The sequence below is a fragment of the Microcystis sp. M090S1 genome (assembly GCF_020246295.1).
Lineage (GTDB): Bacteria > Cyanobacteriota > Cyanobacteriia > Cyanobacteriales > Microcystaceae > Microcystis > Microcystis aeruginosa.
Genome location: NZ_JADBTF010000276.1, coordinates 1 through 15,981, shown reverse-complemented (window position 1 = coordinate 15,981; position 15,981 = coordinate 1). Strand labels below are relative to the sequence as shown.

Annotated in this window: 14 protein-coding genes and 1 pseudogene; 4 read left to right on the top strand and 11 right to left on the bottom strand. The window is 44.1% G+C overall.

Annotation, left to right across the window (positions count from 1 at the left end):
• Window positions 1–375 precede the first annotated feature (375 nt).
• Window positions 376–1,146, top strand: coding sequence for an FkbM family methyltransferase (locus IM477_RS12310; RefSeq protein WP_287731958.1), 771 nt, complete (start codon window positions 376–378; stop codon window positions 1,144–1,146).
• 28 nt (window positions 1,147–1,174) lie between these two features.
• On the opposite strand, the gene IM477_RS12305 is transcribed toward IM477_RS12310, so the two are convergent.
• The 4 genes from IM477_RS12305 to IM477_RS12290 all read right to left on the bottom strand — a co-directional run bounded on the left by IM477_RS12305 (window position 1,175) and on the right by IM477_RS12290 (window position 5,387).
• Entirely contained in the window at window positions 1,175–2,260 is a 1,086-nt protein-coding gene (locus tag IM477_RS12305; RefSeq protein WP_287731957.1) for a glycosyltransferase family 4 protein, read from the bottom strand.
• A 305-nt stretch (window positions 2,261–2,565) separates the two neighbouring features.
• The gene (gene rbp, locus IM477_RS12300; protein WP_287673618.1) at window positions 2,566–2,868 is read right to left on the bottom strand and encodes an RNA-binding regulator; all 303 of its coding nucleotides are present in this window, start codon (window positions 2,866–2,868) and stop codon (window positions 2,566–2,568) included.
• Window positions 2,869–3,115: 247 nt separating this feature from the next.
• Entirely contained in the window at window positions 3,116–3,949 is an 834-nt protein-coding gene (menB, locus tag IM477_RS12295) for a 1,4-dihydroxy-2-naphthoyl-CoA synthase (RefSeq protein ID WP_287731959.1), read from the bottom strand.
• Between the two features lie 487 nt (window positions 3,950–4,436).
• Complete coding sequence (locus tag IM477_RS12290; protein ID WP_287731956.1) at window positions 4,437–5,387, bottom strand: glycosyltransferase family 2 protein; 951 nt, start codon at window positions 5,385–5,387, stop codon at window positions 4,437–4,439.
• A gap of 104 nt (window positions 5,388–5,491) precedes the next feature.
• Here IM477_RS12290 and IM477_RS12285 point away from each other — a divergent pair, with 104 nt between their 5' ends.
• Window positions 5,492–6,109, top strand: a complete 618-nt coding sequence (locus IM477_RS12285; protein ID WP_287731954.1) for a serine O-acetyltransferase — start codon at window positions 5,492–5,494, stop codon at window positions 6,107–6,109.
• On the opposite strand, the gene ispD is transcribed toward IM477_RS12285, so the two are convergent.
• The 6 genes from ispD to bchD all read right to left on the bottom strand — a co-directional run bounded on the left by ispD (window position 6,104) and on the right by bchD (window position 12,130).
• Window positions 6,104–6,784, bottom strand: coding sequence for a 2-C-methyl-D-erythritol 4-phosphate cytidylyltransferase (gene ispD / locus IM477_RS12280; RefSeq protein ID WP_287731952.1), 681 nt, complete (start codon window positions 6,782–6,784; stop codon window positions 6,104–6,106). The two genes, IM477_RS12285 and ispD, sit on opposite strands and share 6 nt — an antisense overlap.
• A gap of 144 nt (window positions 6,785–6,928) precedes the next feature.
• Complete coding sequence (locus IM477_RS12275; RefSeq protein WP_052278126.1) at window positions 6,929–7,327, bottom strand: DUF1824 family protein; 399 nt, start codon at window positions 7,325–7,327, stop codon at window positions 6,929–6,931.
• A 176-nt stretch (window positions 7,328–7,503) separates the two neighbouring features.
• Window positions 7,504–8,154: a hypothetical protein gene (locus IM477_RS12270; protein WP_287731950.1), complete on the bottom strand. Its 651-nt coding sequence runs from the start codon at window positions 8,152–8,154 to the stop codon at window positions 7,504–7,506.
• A 183-nt stretch (window positions 8,155–8,337) separates the two neighbouring features.
• The gene (locus IM477_RS12265; RefSeq protein WP_149985413.1) at window positions 8,338–9,228 is read right to left on the bottom strand and encodes a hypothetical protein; all 891 of its coding nucleotides are present in this window, start codon (window positions 9,226–9,228) and stop codon (window positions 8,338–8,340) included.
• A 10-nt stretch (window positions 9,229–9,238) separates the two neighbouring features.
• Window positions 9,239–9,742: a hypothetical protein gene (locus IM477_RS12260; protein WP_287731948.1), complete on the bottom strand. Its 504-nt coding sequence runs from the start codon at window positions 9,740–9,742 to the stop codon at window positions 9,239–9,241.
• A 387-nt stretch (window positions 9,743–10,129) separates the two neighbouring features.
• Window positions 10,130–12,130, bottom strand: coding sequence for a magnesium chelatase ATPase subunit D (gene bchD, locus IM477_RS12255; RefSeq protein ID WP_287731947.1), 2,001 nt, complete (start codon window positions 12,128–12,130; stop codon window positions 10,130–10,132).
• 216 nt (window positions 12,131–12,346) lie between these two features.
• On the opposite strand from bchD, the gene IM477_RS12250 reads away from it, so the two are divergent.
• Window positions 12,347–14,029 carry a hypothetical protein gene (locus IM477_RS12250; protein ID WP_287731944.1) on the top strand — a complete coding sequence of 561 codons (1,683 nt, stop codon included), beginning with the start codon at window positions 12,347–12,349 and terminating at the stop codon, window positions 14,027–14,029.
• Window positions 14,030–14,386: 357 nt separating this feature from the next.
• Here IM477_RS12250 and IM477_RS12245 read toward each other — a convergent pair whose 3' ends face one another.
• Entirely contained in the window at window positions 14,387–15,670 is a 1,284-nt protein-coding gene (locus IM477_RS12245; RefSeq protein ID WP_287731941.1) for a TldD/PmbA family protein, read from the bottom strand.
• A gap of 208 nt (window positions 15,671–15,878) precedes the next feature.
• Between IM477_RS12245 and IM477_RS23355 the strand changes: the two are divergent.
• A pseudogene (locus tag IM477_RS23355) lies at window positions 15,879–15,981 on the top strand (Uma2 family endonuclease); the annotation flags it as partial.

Below are 15,981 nucleotides of genomic sequence, written 5' to 3'. Positions count from 1 at the left end.
GATTAGTGGGACTTAGGCGTTTTCGGTCAGCAAAAAAGGCTCAAACCATTACGGGACAAAGGGTTAACCTCGATTTATCATTTTCCTTGATCTATCTGGGTTTCAGCGATTTTGGGCTTCTCGAAGTAAACCCCAAGCGGGGATTGGAGTTGAGGCTTTTCTCGATTTGTTTTTTGTCTAAGTCCCATGAATTTAAACTGCGTATCGTAAAGTTTAGTACAAATGCTCAAACTGCTTCTCCCTGCTCCGCAGCTCCGGCGCTCCCCTGCAATCTTAACGAGTAATTTAGATAGTCAACAGCTTACCTCATTCTTGACGGGGAGAGATTTATGGTGTTAATATAATTTTGTCCCAGATCGCAACTATACATCAACGGTGATTGCCAAAAAAATTACTTTTTCTAATGGATTAGAATGTTACTACAGTAGTAGCAAAGAGGAAACAGAATACATTTTTTCGGAAATATTTACTGAAAGGCAATATGAAAGGCATGATATCGTCATCAAAGAAGGCGATGTGATCTTTGATGTTGGAGCCAATATCGGTCTATTCTCTATTTTTGTCAAGGGAGTTGAACCAACAGCAAAAGTTTTCGCCTTTGAGCCAATCAGTCCAACTTTTGAGGTTTTGCAAAAAAATATTCATTTGCATTCTTTAGAGGATATTGTTTTATTTAACTATGGATTAAGTTCAGAAAATAACCCAGCAAAAATCTTTACTTTTTATCCAAATATGTCTGCTAATTCAACCACAAAGCCAGAGGATACCTTGGCTGAATTAGAAGATATTGAAGTCGATCAGAATTCCTCAAAAATAGAAAATTTGTTTGAAGAGTTCTTCCAAGAAAAAGAACAAGTAGCCTGTGAAGTAAGAACTCTATCCTCCGTAATTAATGAACTTGGTATTGACTCCATCGATTTATTGAAAATTGACGTGGAAGGAGAAGAATACGAAGTATTTCAAAGCATCGAAGCTAAAGACTGGCCAAAAATTAAGCAAATAGTGGCTGAAATTCACGATAAAAAGAGACGCTTAAAGCAAATAAGCCAAATGCTGGCAGATAATGGCTTCAAAATTCAACTAGAAAAAAGAGACTTGCTACCTTCGACATTCGTGGATATTTTCCATTTATACGCTGTGCGTTAGTGGTTGAATTTTTATTCTCAAAGTTAATCTATTTTTCCAGAAAATTGGTTAATAACTGACTGAAACGTTGGGCAATAATCGGCGCATCAAATTCTGAAACTTTCGCTCTACCTGCCTTCCCTAAGGAACGAGCTTTTTCTGGATTGAGAAGCACTTCTGCCAATTTACTGGCTAAATCTTCGGCATCTAAGGGATTGGCTAATAGACCTTGTACACCATCTTCAATCAACTCCGGTGTCGAGGAAGAACGACTGGCGACAATCGGTTTATAACTGGCCATAGCTTCAGCAAAAACTATGCCAAATCCTTCTTGCAGACTAGGTAAACAAAAAACTTGACAATCAAGATATTCTTGGATCAGTTCTTGATAGGAAAGATAGCCGAGAAAAGTAACATTTTGCTCTAAATTGAGTTCTTGTGCTAGACGGCGTAAATTATTCCATTCAGGACCTTTGCTGGCAATTCTTACCTCTACATCGGGTATTTGACGGCGGAGAATTGCGGCGGCGCGGATCAAAGTGGCAACATTTTTGCGGGGATACTGGACACCGACACAAAACACAGTCGGCCTCCTCTGCTCGCGGTTTTTTTCCTCATACTTGACCGAGGCTACCGCTGCATCCCACCCTTTGAGATCAATTAGAGAATGAACAATTTCGATATTGCCATCATACTGATAAAGTTGCTTGAGTCTAGTACGCGAATACTCACTGATAGAGATGACCATATCGGCACGATGGACGCTCACTTTCTCGGCTTTTGCCATCAATTCTAGAGAAGTTCGTACCCAACCCCGCTCAAAGGTGGCCTCATCGGCAATAATACCAAGAATATAAACAATAAAAGGGACTTTCAGGCGATCGCTGATGGCGTAACCATCCATATCGTAACCCACCACCACATCATAGTCGTCAAAGCGACGGGGATCGAGCCGCCAATTCCAAAGAAAGCGATGAGCCATATAGCCTAACGGCCCCGATGCTTTGGCTGGCGAGAAGACATCAACCACATGACCCTGCGAGCGTAACTCGTTAGTCAGATGGATATTGGTGACGAAGGTACCACTTCCGAGCTTGACATTTTGGGGAGTTGCTGTGATGATTGCTATCTTCATACAAATAAGGTGAGCAGGAGTAGGTGCGAATCAAATCTTGATTCTACCTGATAACATTCTCAAAATCTATGGACGAACCGAGATTTTTGCGTCTGTTAGCCTTTTTTTGTCAAAACGATGAAATGTGCATATCGAGTATCTGGGATCATTTTTATCTTGAATAAATTCATCGAAAATTTTCGGTCTGAAACCCCGTCCTTTAAAAATGGGCATTAGGATGTTAGAAAACAAACGCAGATTTATTAATTATCGATAGGAAAGCGGTTAACAGAAATAACCGCTTCTGGAATTTTAAAAGAATCTGTTTAACGTTCGCGGCGCCCAGAGTTTTTGCGCTCACCGCCGCCACCACCACCGAAATTGTCTTCTTTGGGACGAGCTTTGTTGACTTTCATCTGTCGTCCCATCCATTCGGCCCCGTCAAGAGTTTCGATCGCTTTTGCTTCTTCCTCATCGGAGGACATTTCCACAAAACCAAAACCGCGCATTTTACCCGTTTCCCGATCTACGGGCAAGTAAACGCGACTAACCGTGCCGTATTCAGCGAATACACCGTGCAAGTCCTCTTTCGTGACTTCATAAACCAGATTACCAACGTAAATCGTCATGGATTGTCTCCCAATATCACAGCCATTTCGAGAAGGAGATCGGACACAACCCAGTCAAGGCCATCAGGGAAAAACCACTTCTGTTTGAAACCAATGCTGCTACCGAACCTAACTACTCTCTCTAAACTAGCATAGCTGATCGGTGATCAGTGATCAGTAGGAGTATGGAGTATTAAGTGAGCAGTATTACACGGCGGTTTTCTGCTTTCTTTTCACTGATTACTGTTTACTGTTCACTGATCACTGATTAGGGTAGCCAAGGATATTGACTAAAATCGGGGGGACGTTTTTCGAGGAAAGCCTGTTTACCTTCGGCTCCTTCGGCGGTCATATAGTAGAGTAAAGTGGCATTACCCGCCAACTCCTGTAAACCCGCTTGACCATCACAATCAGCATTAAAAGCCGATTTTAGGCAGCGAATCGCCAAGGGACTTTTTTCGAGGATTTCTAAGGACCATTTAATCCCTTCCCGCTCTAATTCCTCCACCAGGACGACATGGTTAACCAAACCCATTTCTAACGCTTGTTGGGCGTTATACTGCCGACAGAGAAACCAAATCTCGCGAGCTTTTTTCTGACCGACGACCCGGGCCAGATAACTAGAGCCAAAACCGCCGTCAAAACTGCCCACTTTTGGACCGGTCTGTCCGAAAATGGCGTTATCCGCCGCTAAGGTTAAATCACAAACCAAGTGCAAAACATGACCGCCCCCGACCGCATAACCTGCCACCAGCGCGATAACTACCTTGGGGATGGAGCGAATTAATTTCTGTAAATCCAGCACATTGAGCCGGGGTACGCCATCATCGCCAATATAACCCGCCTGACCGCGCACCGTCTGATCGCCGCCGGAACAAAAAGCATATTTGCCGTCGCTGTGGGGACCTGCACCCGTGAGCAATACTACCCCAATGCGCGCATCCTCGCGAGCATCACAGAAAGCGTCGTAAAGCTCAAAAACTGTTTTTGGACGGAAGGCATTACGCTTATGGGGGCGATTTATAGTGATTTTGGCGATTCCCCCCCATTTATGGTAAAGAATATCCTCGTAGGTTTTGACGGATTGCCATTCAACGGTCATAGTCTCGGTTATCGGCACAGCTTTTTTACCTTACCCTATTTTGTCCCCCACTTTGAAGCCTGGAGCGCCAGAATAGGGGAATGGATAGTTGACCGAAAAGGTTTAAAGCTGATTCCCTTCTTGATGTTTTCTGGGTATTTACTCAAAATATATTGATCCTATTTGTTAACTTTAAAGAGGTAAAAAATATGAAGACAAGTAATAAAACTAAGCCGGAATCATTAGAGTTTTATTTGAGGCTAAAATATCCAATAACAATTTATCCTGATGATGACGGGGGATATGTATCAGAAATTAAGGATCTTCCGGGATGTTTCACTCAGGTAGAAACCATAGAGGAAACCTTAATCAGTAAACAGTAATCAGTAATCAGTAATCAGTGAACTGAAAACTTACATCTGATAACCGATAACTGATCACTGATCACTGATCACTGAAAACTCACATCTGATAACTGATAACTGATAACTGATAACTGATAACTGAATTAAAGCCATTCGATTTCTTTAGCTTTTTCGGGTAGTTTAGCCGTGGCTTGTCCTTGGCTGCGGGACTGAAACCCAATTAAATCGAGGGGAGTAGCCAATAAATCTACTAAATCTGCTTTACCAAACAGTAACTTGAGAGTATTTTTTGGTAGCTCTTTTAATAACCAACGACCGAGAGTAAAAAATAACTCTTGATTGGTTAAAGGTCGCATCAATTCGACACCATACAATTCGTGAAGATAGCGATTCGAGCGCCCGTAACGTTTTAATTGACTTCTTAATTCTTCTAAGGTGGAACGATGACGATGGTAAATAATTGCCTCTGGTGCGTAGGTTAATTGCCAGTCGGTTTGTTGTTGAATACGCCAACAGATATCGGCATCACCACCGGTAGTTAAATAAGGACGAAATAAACCAACTTTTTGAAAAGCTTCTCGACGAATAGCGAGGTTAGCAGTTTGACCGTAGGGACAAAAAGAATGTTCTAAAAGAAATTTTGGTGACATAAAGTGACGACGTTCCGCATAATTTTCCAACCAAGTGGAACCAGTTAAGGCAGCAATTTCACCCACTACCAGACCGATCCTAGTATCTTTAAAGGGTTGGATCAATTCTGTCAACCATTGCGGTGCGGGACGACAATCGGCATCGGTGAAGGCCAGAAAAGGAAAACGAGCGCTTTTGATCCCTTTGTTGCGAGTAGCGTAGGAGCTTTGTATGTGATTTTCGCTTAAAATGATCAGTTTCAGTCCCCTCTGTTCTTGTGCTGCCTTTCCTAATAATTCTGCCGTGCGATCGCTACTATTATTATCAACTAAAATATATTCAACTAATTGACGGGGATAGGTCTGTTTGGCTAAACAATCAATGAGAGGGGGTATATCTTTCTCTCCGTTATAAATTGGCACGATCACGGATACTTCGGGAAGGAACTGTAAGGTAGTTGACATCGTTGGAGTCCAATAAACGGGCGAAGGTTGAACTATTCGCTACAATACTACTATAATCAATAGCAACAAAAAGCAAGTCTATTGTCACTTATTTTAGACCAACGATGAAAAGTGTCTTCCGAAAATTATTTTTCTATGCGGGTATTGTTTTGTTCTCACCTTTAATCATTGCTTTTCAGGTAGCTAATAATCGAGAACTTATCTTAGGTGATGTGCGGCGTTGGGTAGAGTTATTAGGTTGGGAAAAAAGAGCAGATTCGTTACAATTGTTAGCTCTGTGTCTGGAGGCAAAAGAATTTAGAAATTTATATTATTGTCGTCTTTTTCAAGGTGGTTCATTCAGCCGTTTTTTTATGTATATTCTTAGGTTTTTCTATCGAGAAAGTTCCTATTTATTTCTAGATTCTTCCTGTTCGATTGGCAAAGGATTATTTATTCAACACGGTTTTAGTACTATTGTTATGGCGGATTTGGGCGATAACTGTTGGATTAATCAACAGGTAACAATTGGCTATAAAGATAAAAGCGGTCGCCCCAAAATTGGCAATAATGTCAGGATTACCGCCGGTGCTAAAGTCTTAGGAAACATTACCATCGGCGATAATGTCACCGTGGGCGCAAATTCAGTGGTAGTCAAAGATGTTCCACCTAATTGTGTGGTTGTGGGTATTCCCGCTCGTATTATTAAACGGGACGGCGTTAAAGTAGACGAAAAATTATAAACGTTGACTTACAATATATTCGGCAATTGCCAGATCCCCCGGAGTCGTAATTTTTAAGTTAGTTTCTTCACCGACGACAATTTTGACGGGAAAACCACATTTTTCTAATAAGGCGGCATCGTCGGTGACTTCCCAATCTAATTTTCGGCCCTGTTCATGACATTCTTTTAATAATTTTACCTGAAAACCCTGGGGCGTTTGGGCCGCCCACAACTGCGAGCGATCCGGTGTATCCTCAATCCAGCCCTTGCTATCGACAATTTTAATCGTATCTTTCACCGGAATCGCCGCAATGAAACCCTGACAAGTGGCTAAAGCGGCGGCACAGCGATCGAATAATTCGGGAGTGGCTAAACAGCGCGCCCCATCGTGAATTAAAACCGTCTCAGCCCCCTCTGGTAGGGCTTGTAAGCCATTGTAAACCGATTTTTGTCTGGTTTCGCCTCCTTGGATGATTTGCACGGGTTTAAGGGCATTTATAGGGGTGATAATTGCTCGGATCTGCTCAAAGTCTTCCGGTTGTGCCATGATGCCAATCCAGATAATTGCCCTGGATTGCATGGCAGCCAGTAAAGTCCAAGCCAGGAGAGGTTTTCCGTGCAGGGTGAGCAGTAACTTATTGCGATCGCTGCCCATCCGTTTACCCATTCCCGCTGCTGGAATTAACAAATACATATTTTTTTTCAGGTAAAAAGTTAACAAGAGTCAGGAAAGAGAATTCAGTGGACAGGAGTGGGGAGCTTTTTGCCTCTTATTTGTAAACAGTAATCACTGTCCGGCTGATGGTTAATCGCTTAAATAACCCAAAAACTATGCCTCTTAAGAGAATAAATCGAGGGGAAAGTGACCATAAGTACCGACTAATTGATCATTTTCTGACTGACAAGAAACCAGGACACCGCGATAGGTTCCCGTATAGGAATCGAGATAGGAAGCTTGTCTTTGGGTATTGTATTTAATATACACCGCTCCCTGTTCTGGGTGGTCTTCTGGGAGACTATTAGGTAAGGGGTATCCCAGGGCTTGTAGATAACTTTTCAGGGCTTTAAATCCCTCTTCATTGTTATCGGCACAGATACCTAAATTAATTGACTCCGAACCTTGGTTAACTAATAAAATTGCCTGTCTTAGAGCTTCTTCTTCTTCGGGGGATTGGGCAATTTTTAGTTGAATACATCCATATTCTTTTAGGAGTTTCAAGGCTTCTTCCATAGACATGAGCGGTTATATATGTGTGGCTAAAGATAAAAAATAAACTGTTGCTGCTGTCCTTACCGACAAATTCCCAAGAAAAAAAGCCCTAAATTATTGGGGTTTAGAGATAGGAAAATTTTGCATTGGTCTTAATCGTAAGATCGCCAATTTCGATCATATCAGGTTGGGGACAGGAAAATTTATCGGGTTTGTTCGAGCGCTCCGGGTTGTGCGTACATTTCACTCACTGCTTTTTGATAGCCAAAGTAAGCACCTATAATAATTCCAGTGCCAAAACCGATCGCTAGGTAAGGCAAAATTATACTGAGGGGAAAAGAGGAGTGTCTCCGATGAGATAGGGAAAATCGCTCACCAGTCGCCACAATATTCTCAGCAGCTTCAGTGAACTCCTCCGGTTTCTCTAGGGCTTTTTCTTCGGTTGTTTCAGAGTCTTCCAAAGCTTCTGGGGCATCTTCTCGGTCATTTTCGGCGATTTCTGCGGTTATTATCGGCAAAGAGTTTAATTTGGTGACACGATTGACGATTAAATCATCTTGACTCAGGGTTATCGATTCTTCCCAAGCGGGGATATCGGATTCCTCGGTCATACCGTAAACGATCACTTGTTCTAATCCATCGATGCCCAAGCTTTTGATTTCTGCCGACAAAAAAGGTAATAACTTGTGTTGATTGGGTATATTTTTGGATTGAACTTTTAGAGTCAGGGCATTTTCTTGCGGGGTGGCTTCAACAACCTCTATTTTTCTGGTTAAGAGACTTTGGTTAAGTAGAGCAATAATAGCGGCTGGATCCTGGAGTTTAGCGGCATGGATAAGTTGTGCCTGATTCATGACCTTGAGGGGCTAAGGAGGAGATATTATACTAAATCCCGTGGAAAAGGTATAGGAAAGTGGGTGAGTGCCGGAGCAGGGGGAAACAATCCATAACTGGGTTTTTAAAGTTGAATGGGGACTTAATCATGGTATTAAAAACGGATTTGGTATCGGTCTGTCCATCCCTGCCCCCGGTGCCACTTAAATTTCCGCCACGGCTCTTTCGATTAAACGACGAGCCAGGGTTTGAATACCGGTATGTTCATAGTAATTGGTGGTCATATCGAGGAATGCCCCAACATATACCAATTTGTCGGCAGAAAAGTCGATAAATCCCTGAATTTTGCTCAATAATCCCTGCTGGCTCAAACTGCGCTCGCTGACAAAACCACTCATCCAACCTTTAGTGGAGTCGAAACTTTGACCGATAAAGTCTAATTTTCTGGCAGTATTTCCCCCCGGAATCAATTCTTTAATACTGCCGAAAGTGGAGTTAGATTCTAATTCTTCCGGGGTGAGAATGCTCAGGCCCGATTCCACTTTCCGGATAAAACTGCCCCCCAGGGGAATTAAACCATCCAAACAAACTAACGCCGCCATCCGCATCAGGGATTCGCCGCTATAATCTCCCAGAGAAGCGACGAAATCATCGATACTATCCCCCGGAATGCCATTAATTTGACAAAAAGCGACTAATTCGGTCACTAATTTCAAGGTTAGATCGATGGTTTGCGCTTTTTCGGGGGCAGGGGTTAATTTTTCGATTAAACCGCCCATGAGGGGAATTTTACCACCGACGGCATTAGCAAGAGAGGCGGCGGCTAGGGCATTATCGGCGCTGTCGATGGTTTGGTAGAGCCAGAGCGCCCGTTGATAGCCCTGGGATTTATCATTAAACAACCAAACGGCTCGATCGCCAATCTGTTGGATCATGCTTTCGTCGGTTTCGCCGGTGACTTTGATAATCGTATTTTTAAACCCGACTAGGTTATCCCACTGTCCCGGCACTACATAATCAAGGGTTTTGAGAACTTTGACGGTGAGATTATTCGTCGGTAATTCGTCCACCAGTTCAAAAATTGGCTTACTCACGGATGTCTCCTTACTTTAATTTTGCTAGACCATCTAAATCGAACTTAGCTAACCAAGCTTGGCGATCGCTGGAAGAAAAATCTGGCTCCCGCGATAAAACCTTGACTTGATAGCGATTATTGACTAAAACGGCGCTGGCGGTTGCACCCTGTTCCACAGAGGGAAAACCTTTAATTGTGGTTTGACTGTCTTGGAATTTATTGGCCGCGGCGGGATTATTGCTGATGTCAGATATGGCTAACATAGCCAGAACTTTGCCATCTTGCTTCAGTTTTGCCTCAGCAAAGCCTTTTTTCTCCTGGGTATAGATGCGCTCGTATCCTCCCCCAGAAGGCGGGAAAAACCGATTAAAACTGCCGCCAGAGGTGGATTCTTTCACCACTGCCGCCGCCCCGCGAGCGGTACTTTCTTGTTGCGCTTGGTCAAATTGTGAGGGAGCTTTAGCACAGGAAGTTACTAGCAAAAGTACCGCCAATACCCCTGCTATCAAGATTTTGCCAAATCGAAAGCTCATAGTTCTCTTAATTAAAACTTACTAATGTTTGTTTGTAGTATATCTCTCGCTTATTGCTGATTATTGTTAAGTTTTTCTAGATGCTGTCACACCAGACCGGGAAACAAACAGAAAATCAGCAAAATTCGAGTCAATAGCTAATTTTTAGGAGTACATCTCAATATTAGCTCTCCTGCCAAAATCAAAAATCTTCCGTTAGTGGGACTTATGCGTTTTCGGTCAGCACATTACGGGACAAAGGGTTAACCTCGATTTATGATTTTCCTTGATATATCTGGGTTTCAGCGATTTTGGGCTTGGTCGAAGTAAATCCCAAGCGGGGATTGGAGTTGAGGCTAACACCCCACACCCTGCCACCACCGAAAAACTTTTTGCCGCAAACCCCAGCTACAGTCCCGCAATTGCCCCTCGCGCCATAGATGCGATCGCTTGTTCCGTGGCCCGGGGTAGATGATAATATTTACCCCCGGCTTTTAGGGCTAATTCTTTGGCAAAACCAGTGGAGACGAATTTTTTCTCCGTATCGATGACCAGCAGTTTAATGCCTAAAGAGCGAATTTTAGCGGCAATATCGAGCAGTTCTGCCTTAATATCCGGTTTTTCCCCCTCCGGAATCGGTTCGCCTAAAGATTTCGCCAAAGGAATATTACTTCTACCGTCGGTAATCGCCACAATCACCACTTGACCGATATCCCCCGATAAACGGGCATTCATCCCCACATGAACCGCTTGGGTTAAACCGTGGGCTAAGGGGGAACCGCCGCCACAGGGCAGGGTTTCTAGACGTTTTTTCGCTAGGGTAATCGATTTGGTCGGCGGCAATAGTACATCTGCTCGCTCGCCCCGGAAAGGAATCAGCGCAATCTGGTCGCGATTTTCGTAAGCTTCCGTTAACAGACGCATAACCGCACCTTTGGCCGACTGCATCCGATTGAGCGCCATGGAACCGGAGGCATCGACGACAAAGACAATTAAAGAACCGGCCTTACGGGCCAACCGTTTTGAGCGCAGATCCCCTTCTTCTATAATCACACGACGTTCGGGATTCCTTAAGCGACGGGCTTTTTGATAGGGGGCGGCCGCCCGGAGAGTGGCATCGACGGCGACTCTTTTCACCTTGCCCCGGGGTAACATCGGCTTAATATAACGTCCTCTATCTTCCGAGAAAATCAGGTTACGCGCCCCCGATTTCCCCTGACGCTGGGCCATCTGGGCAAAATACAACACACTGGGATCCAGTAAAACCCCTTCCGGGTCGAAAACAAATTCTTCCGGCAGATTATCCGGCTGTTCCGGTTCTTTTTCTTCTTCTTTCTCCTCCTCTTTTTCTTCCTGTTCCTGCTGGTTTTCGTCTTGGGGCGGTTCCGGTGGTGGCGGTGGTGGCGGTGGTTGTTGTTGTTCCTGTTCTGGGGGTGGTGGCGTAATCAGCGATCGAGGTACAATGACTAATTCGACGGCTCTTTTTAAGTCATCGGCACTGACTAAATCCCGACCTTCTAAAGCGGCGGCGGCCTTGGCTACTCTCACGGCAAAAATCTCGGCGCGATGACCTTCTACCCTACCGCGTACCGCTTCCTCCACTAGATAACTAATTTGTTCGGGTTTAATTTTTACCTCTTTTAACCATTCCCTCGCCAGAATAATTTCGGTTTTTAGATCATCGATTTCTTGGGCATATTGGGCGATAAAAGCGGTGGGAGAAACAGCATACTCGATCGCCTGATTGACGGCGGTGACTCGTTGGTCTAAACTAAGGACACCATCGGCGGAAAGGGCAATGGCAATTCTATCTAATAAATGGGGTCGTAAATCCCCCTCTTCCGGGTTATAAGTAGCGATCAGGATTGGTTTACAGGGATGTTGAAAACTGATGCCTTCCCGTTCGATTTGGTTACGTCCTTCGCTTAAAACTGTTAGTAATTGGTTAGCAATTTGGTCATCAAGTAGATTAATTTCATCGATGTAGAGAATTCCCCGATGGGCGCTGGCTAATAAACCGGGTTGAAAGACTGGTTCCCCCTGTTTCACCGATTCTTCCACATCGACGGAACCCAATAAACGATCCTCCGTGACTCCTAGGGGAATCTGCACGAAAGGGGCCCGGATAACTTCCCCGGGGACCTCTCCACTGCTATATTCTTCTTTAGTGCGATCGTCCCATTCGTCGGCATTATTGGGATCACAATTAAAGACATTACCTGCGATAATTTCGATCGGTGGCAGTAAGGAATGTATCGCTCGCGCCATGACTGATTTGGCGGTTCCCCGACGACCGGCAATTACCACACCCCCCAGGGCGGGATCCACGGCGGCTAAGAGTAGGGCTAATTTAATCGCTTCTTGGCCGACAACGGCAGTTAGGGGAAAATTGAGGGTCAGAGTGGGCATAGATCTAGATTCAGGCGGCCAAATTCTAGTGTAAAACAGAAGCTCACTGGTCTGGCACTTTTCCCTTTTCTTCGACCCGCAAGTAAAATTTTTTTGATTCCCTTCCCCGGTATTTTAGCTGCATCTCGATGGATTTCTTCCTCCCCGAACCGATCGACAAGTTGCCGGGTTAATCTAGGATTAGCTCCTGATAACGGCTGTAGAGAGGACAAAAATATGATAGCGACAATAATCGATCGCCTTACGGAAACCAACCCGCAAATTATGCGAGAATGGCAAGGAAGATTAACCCCGAAAAATATCTCGATCGCCTCGGTTATCTCCCTTGTTGGTCAATTATTAGTTTACTTGTACTATCAAAGTCGCCTGCCGGTAGGGGCGGGATTTAGTCGTTACTGTACCGCTAATCCCCCCAATAACAACGACTATTATCCCTATAGTGGGATTAAATACTGTATCCAAGACTTAAATGGTCAATGGATGATTATCTCCCGGTTATGGTGGTTAGATATCTTCACTTTTCTGAGCATTACCGGCATTTTCGCTCTTTTAGTGGTGGGAACCTATCAATTAATCGCCGATCTTTCTGGGGAAGAACGCCGGGGTACACTTAATTTTATCCGTCTGAGTCCCCAACCCGCCAGAACGATTTTTATCGGCAAAATTTTCGGGGTTCCCATTCTCCTCTATCTCGTCTGTCTTCTCGCTTTACCCTTTCACTTGGGGGCGGGTTTATTAGCAGGTATTCCCTTGTCGTTAATTTTAGCCTTCTACGCGGTTCTAATCGCTAGTTGTGCCTTTTTCTATCATGCCGCCCTTAGTTTCGCTTTAGCCACGCCATGGTTAGGGGGATTTCAACCCTGGTTAGGCAGCGCAACAGTCTTAATCTTTGTGTTTTATAGCAGTATTTTTACTTTATCGGGCTATGGTGGTTCCCGTACCCCCTTTGATTGGTTAATTCTCTTTAATCCTAGTTTTGTCCTCCCCTATCTAGTTAAATCTACCTTTCTCCCCCCCGATGCGGTACGCTATCTAGGAATCTCACAAATCTTCGACCTTCGTTGGTACGGTCAATCTCTCTGGCAATCGGTTATAATGGGTATTAGCTTAATTTTGCTCAATTTTTCCCTCTGCACCTACGGTTTAACCAGAATTCTCCAGCGTCGCTTCCATAATCCCCTCGCTACTCTTGTTAGTAAACCCCAAAGTTACTGGATGATGGGTTGTTTTAGTGCCATTAGCCTAGGTTTTGTCTTCCAAACTCTGCAACCGAGCTATATTTTCGATAATTTTGCGATTCTTAGCGTTTTTGTGGCAATTTTTGGCTTGTTAATCCTTTTTGCCCTCACTCCCCCCCGTCAAACTCTCCAAGATTGGACTCGCTATCGTCATCTGCAAGGAAAAACGGGCATTAGTCTGGGGAAAGCTGTAATCTTTGGCGAAAAAAGCCCTTCTACCCTAGCCATGGCTGTTAACGTCGCTATTGCCATTTTATTCATCCTTCCCGCTATTTTTATCGCCCCTCTCCATCAATATAAACTAGCCACTGCAGCCGGGTTTATCTTGGCAATGAACATGATTTTAGTCTATGCCGCTATCGCCCAATTATTGATGTTAGCCAGCACAAATAAACGCGCTTTGCTGGCAGCTACTAGCATCGGCATTTTGATTATTTTCCCCTTCCTCTGTTTTGCTGTCTTGAGAGTTAATCCCAGTCAATCTCCGCTTTTATGGTTTTTTACTTTTCTTCCCATTGCCGCTACTAAATACGCTACACTTCCCTCTTTCGCTTTGGCAATCTTCGGTCAGTGGTTGGGTTTAACCCTCGTCGGATGGCAAATTAATCGCCAATTAAATCGCCTTGGTGCCTCGGCAACTAAAGCGTTAATGCCAAGCTGAAAAATACCGACTCAAAGGGGAGATTAAATAATATCTCTGCCGACAATTTTCTCCCCTTGAGTGTCGGTTAATTTTTTTTCCCAAAAAGCTTGACAAAACCCCGCGACTTGACAGATAATTTCTTATAGAATGGGAATCCGTGCCAGCCTGCGACCCCCCTCTTTTCAGGTCAAATAAAGCCCCAAAAAATTAACCCCAAAAAGTAGGCTGAGTTAATTTCAGTTCCGGTGCTGATTAGGAGCATCTTTCAATTTGACAACGCCTATTGTAGGGCTAATTCATGAATTAGCCCTACACCTAGTGATTTCAGTTCCGGTGCTGATTAGGAGCATCTTTCAATTTGACAACGCCACATTTTTACCCCACCACCGATAAACTATCAACAATTAGCGAGGGAGTATAACAGGAACCATTCCATTGATTATCGGACCCTAAAGCGATTAAATTCTGCAAAGCTGTATAAACATTTCCCGTCACCATTGTATCTTTAACTCGTCCGGTAATTTTGCCCTTTTCTATGCGATAACCCAGATCGATATTGACGGAAAAATCGCCCGAAATATCGGCCCCATGACCTAAAATTTGGTCGATAACTAGGCCCTCATCTATTTGCGAGATTAAATCCTCTAAAGTTCCCTCTCCAGGTGCAACGATTAGATTAACTAAATCTGGCAGAGGATAAACGCCTAAACCAGGACGAAAACCGTTTCCCGTCGGAGGAGTTTTTAATAATCTGGCCGTGGTAAGATCGCTATAGAATTCCTTAACTCTACCTCCCTCAATTAAAGATAAAAATTTGGTAGGAGTTCCCTCATCATCAAAGGGACAACTATAGGGTTCTCGCTGGGGTTGTTGGGATAAAGTCAACTTTTCTGACATCACCAATTGACCGATTTTATCACTCCAGGGCGAAGACTTTTCTAATATCTGTTTACCATTTAAAGCCATCGCCACCGTACCCCATAACAGGGTAACTGCATTAGTGGTCAATAAAATTGGTAATTTTCCCGTGGGACTATCCACATTATTGGCTGCCCATTGTAGTCGCTGCAATAACTGTTTAATTACCGTTTCGGGATGAGGTGTACTGCGAGTATATTCCCCATCATAAACCGCTAGAAAATCCTCCCCCCGTACCCATTCAATCCCCAGATAATAACTCAAAGCTGTATCGGTATATTGACAATATAAACCCTGGGAATTAACCAAACGGGTGATTTCCCGTTCACATTCCCATTCACCACTACAAATAACCTCAGGATAAACTTGGCGAATATGGCCAATCATTTGATTACCCATCTCGATTAAAGATTCTACCGCCACATCTTGCCCAATCGGGTCATAGATTGCCTGTCGTGGTGCCGAAAATTCGATTTCTTCCGGGGCATTGAGATAGGATAAATTTAACGCCGTTTCTACTAAAATTTCAGGTTCCACATCACCATAACCCACCGCTAACCCCGGACAACCCTCGCGCCATAATCTTAAGGCAGTTCCCACGGATTCGGAACTTTCTAGCTGTTTGAGACGATTAGCCTCAAAAAAAACGGGATGGGAAAGGGAGGAAGATTGATAAACTTCGGCTGCCACCGCTCCCGATTTGAGAGCTAGTTCGATGAGTTGTTGCGGATCGATCGTCATGGTGATAGTTTTTGAGATAATAGCTATCTGATTATCTCAAGCCCCGGCACTTCGGCGCAAACGCTGCTAATAAGACTGCGGCGAGTTAAAAAATTTTTGCTTATTCATCAATATTTTTGAGCAAAGATGATCAAGTTGGTAATGAAGTTATCATAGAATCGATCAAGAGTCAAAAACATGGATACTCCCACCTAGAGAGGCCGAAAAAATGACGATTGCCAAAAGCGACGAAACTGCCACCTCTCCGGCACTGATAGAAGAAGATTTCGAGGACTTCTGGGAACCCCCCCCACCCCCCACAGACTTAATTT

Coding starts and splice junctions, on each gene's coding strand:
- IM477_RS12305 (WP_287731957.1), bottom strand. CDS start 2,260: ATGAAGATAGCAATCATCACAGCAACTCCCCAAAATGTCAAGCTCGGA.
- rbp (WP_287673618.1), bottom strand. CDS start 2,868: ATGACGATTTACGTTGGTAATCTGGTTTATGAAGTCACGAAAGAGGAC.
- menB (WP_287731959.1), bottom strand. CDS start 3,949: ATGACCGTTGAATGGCAATCCGTCAAAACCTACGAGGATATTCTTTAC.
- IM477_RS12290 (WP_287731956.1), bottom strand. CDS start 5,387: ATGTCAACTACCTTACAGTTCCTTCCCGAAGTATCCGTGATCGTGCCA.
- IM477_RS12285 (WP_287731954.1), top strand. CDS start 5,492: ATGAAAAGTGTCTTCCGAAAATTATTTTTCTATGCGGGTATTGTTTTG.
- ispD (WP_287731952.1), bottom strand. CDS start 6,784: ATGTATTTGTTAATTCCAGCAGCGGGAATGGGTAAACGGATGGGCAGC.
- IM477_RS12275 (WP_052278126.1), bottom strand. CDS start 7,327: ATGTCTATGGAAGAAGCCTTGAAACTCCTAAAAGAATATGGATGTATT.
- IM477_RS12270 (WP_287731950.1), bottom strand. CDS start 8,154: ATGAATCAGGCACAACTTATCCATGCCGCTAAACTCCAGGATCCAGCC.
- IM477_RS12260 (WP_287731948.1), bottom strand. CDS start 9,742: ATGAGCTTTCGATTTGGCAAAATCTTGATAGCAGGGGTATTGGCGGTA.
- bchD (WP_287731947.1), bottom strand. CDS start 12,130: ATGCCCACTCTGACCCTCAATTTTCCCCTAACTGCCGTTGTCGGCCAA.
- IM477_RS12250 (WP_287731944.1), top strand. CDS start 12,347: ATGATAGCGACAATAATCGATCGCCTTACGGAAACCAACCCGCAAATT.
- IM477_RS12245 (WP_287731941.1), bottom strand. CDS start 15,670: ATGACGATCGATCCGCAACAACTCATCGAACTAGCTCTCAAATCGGGA.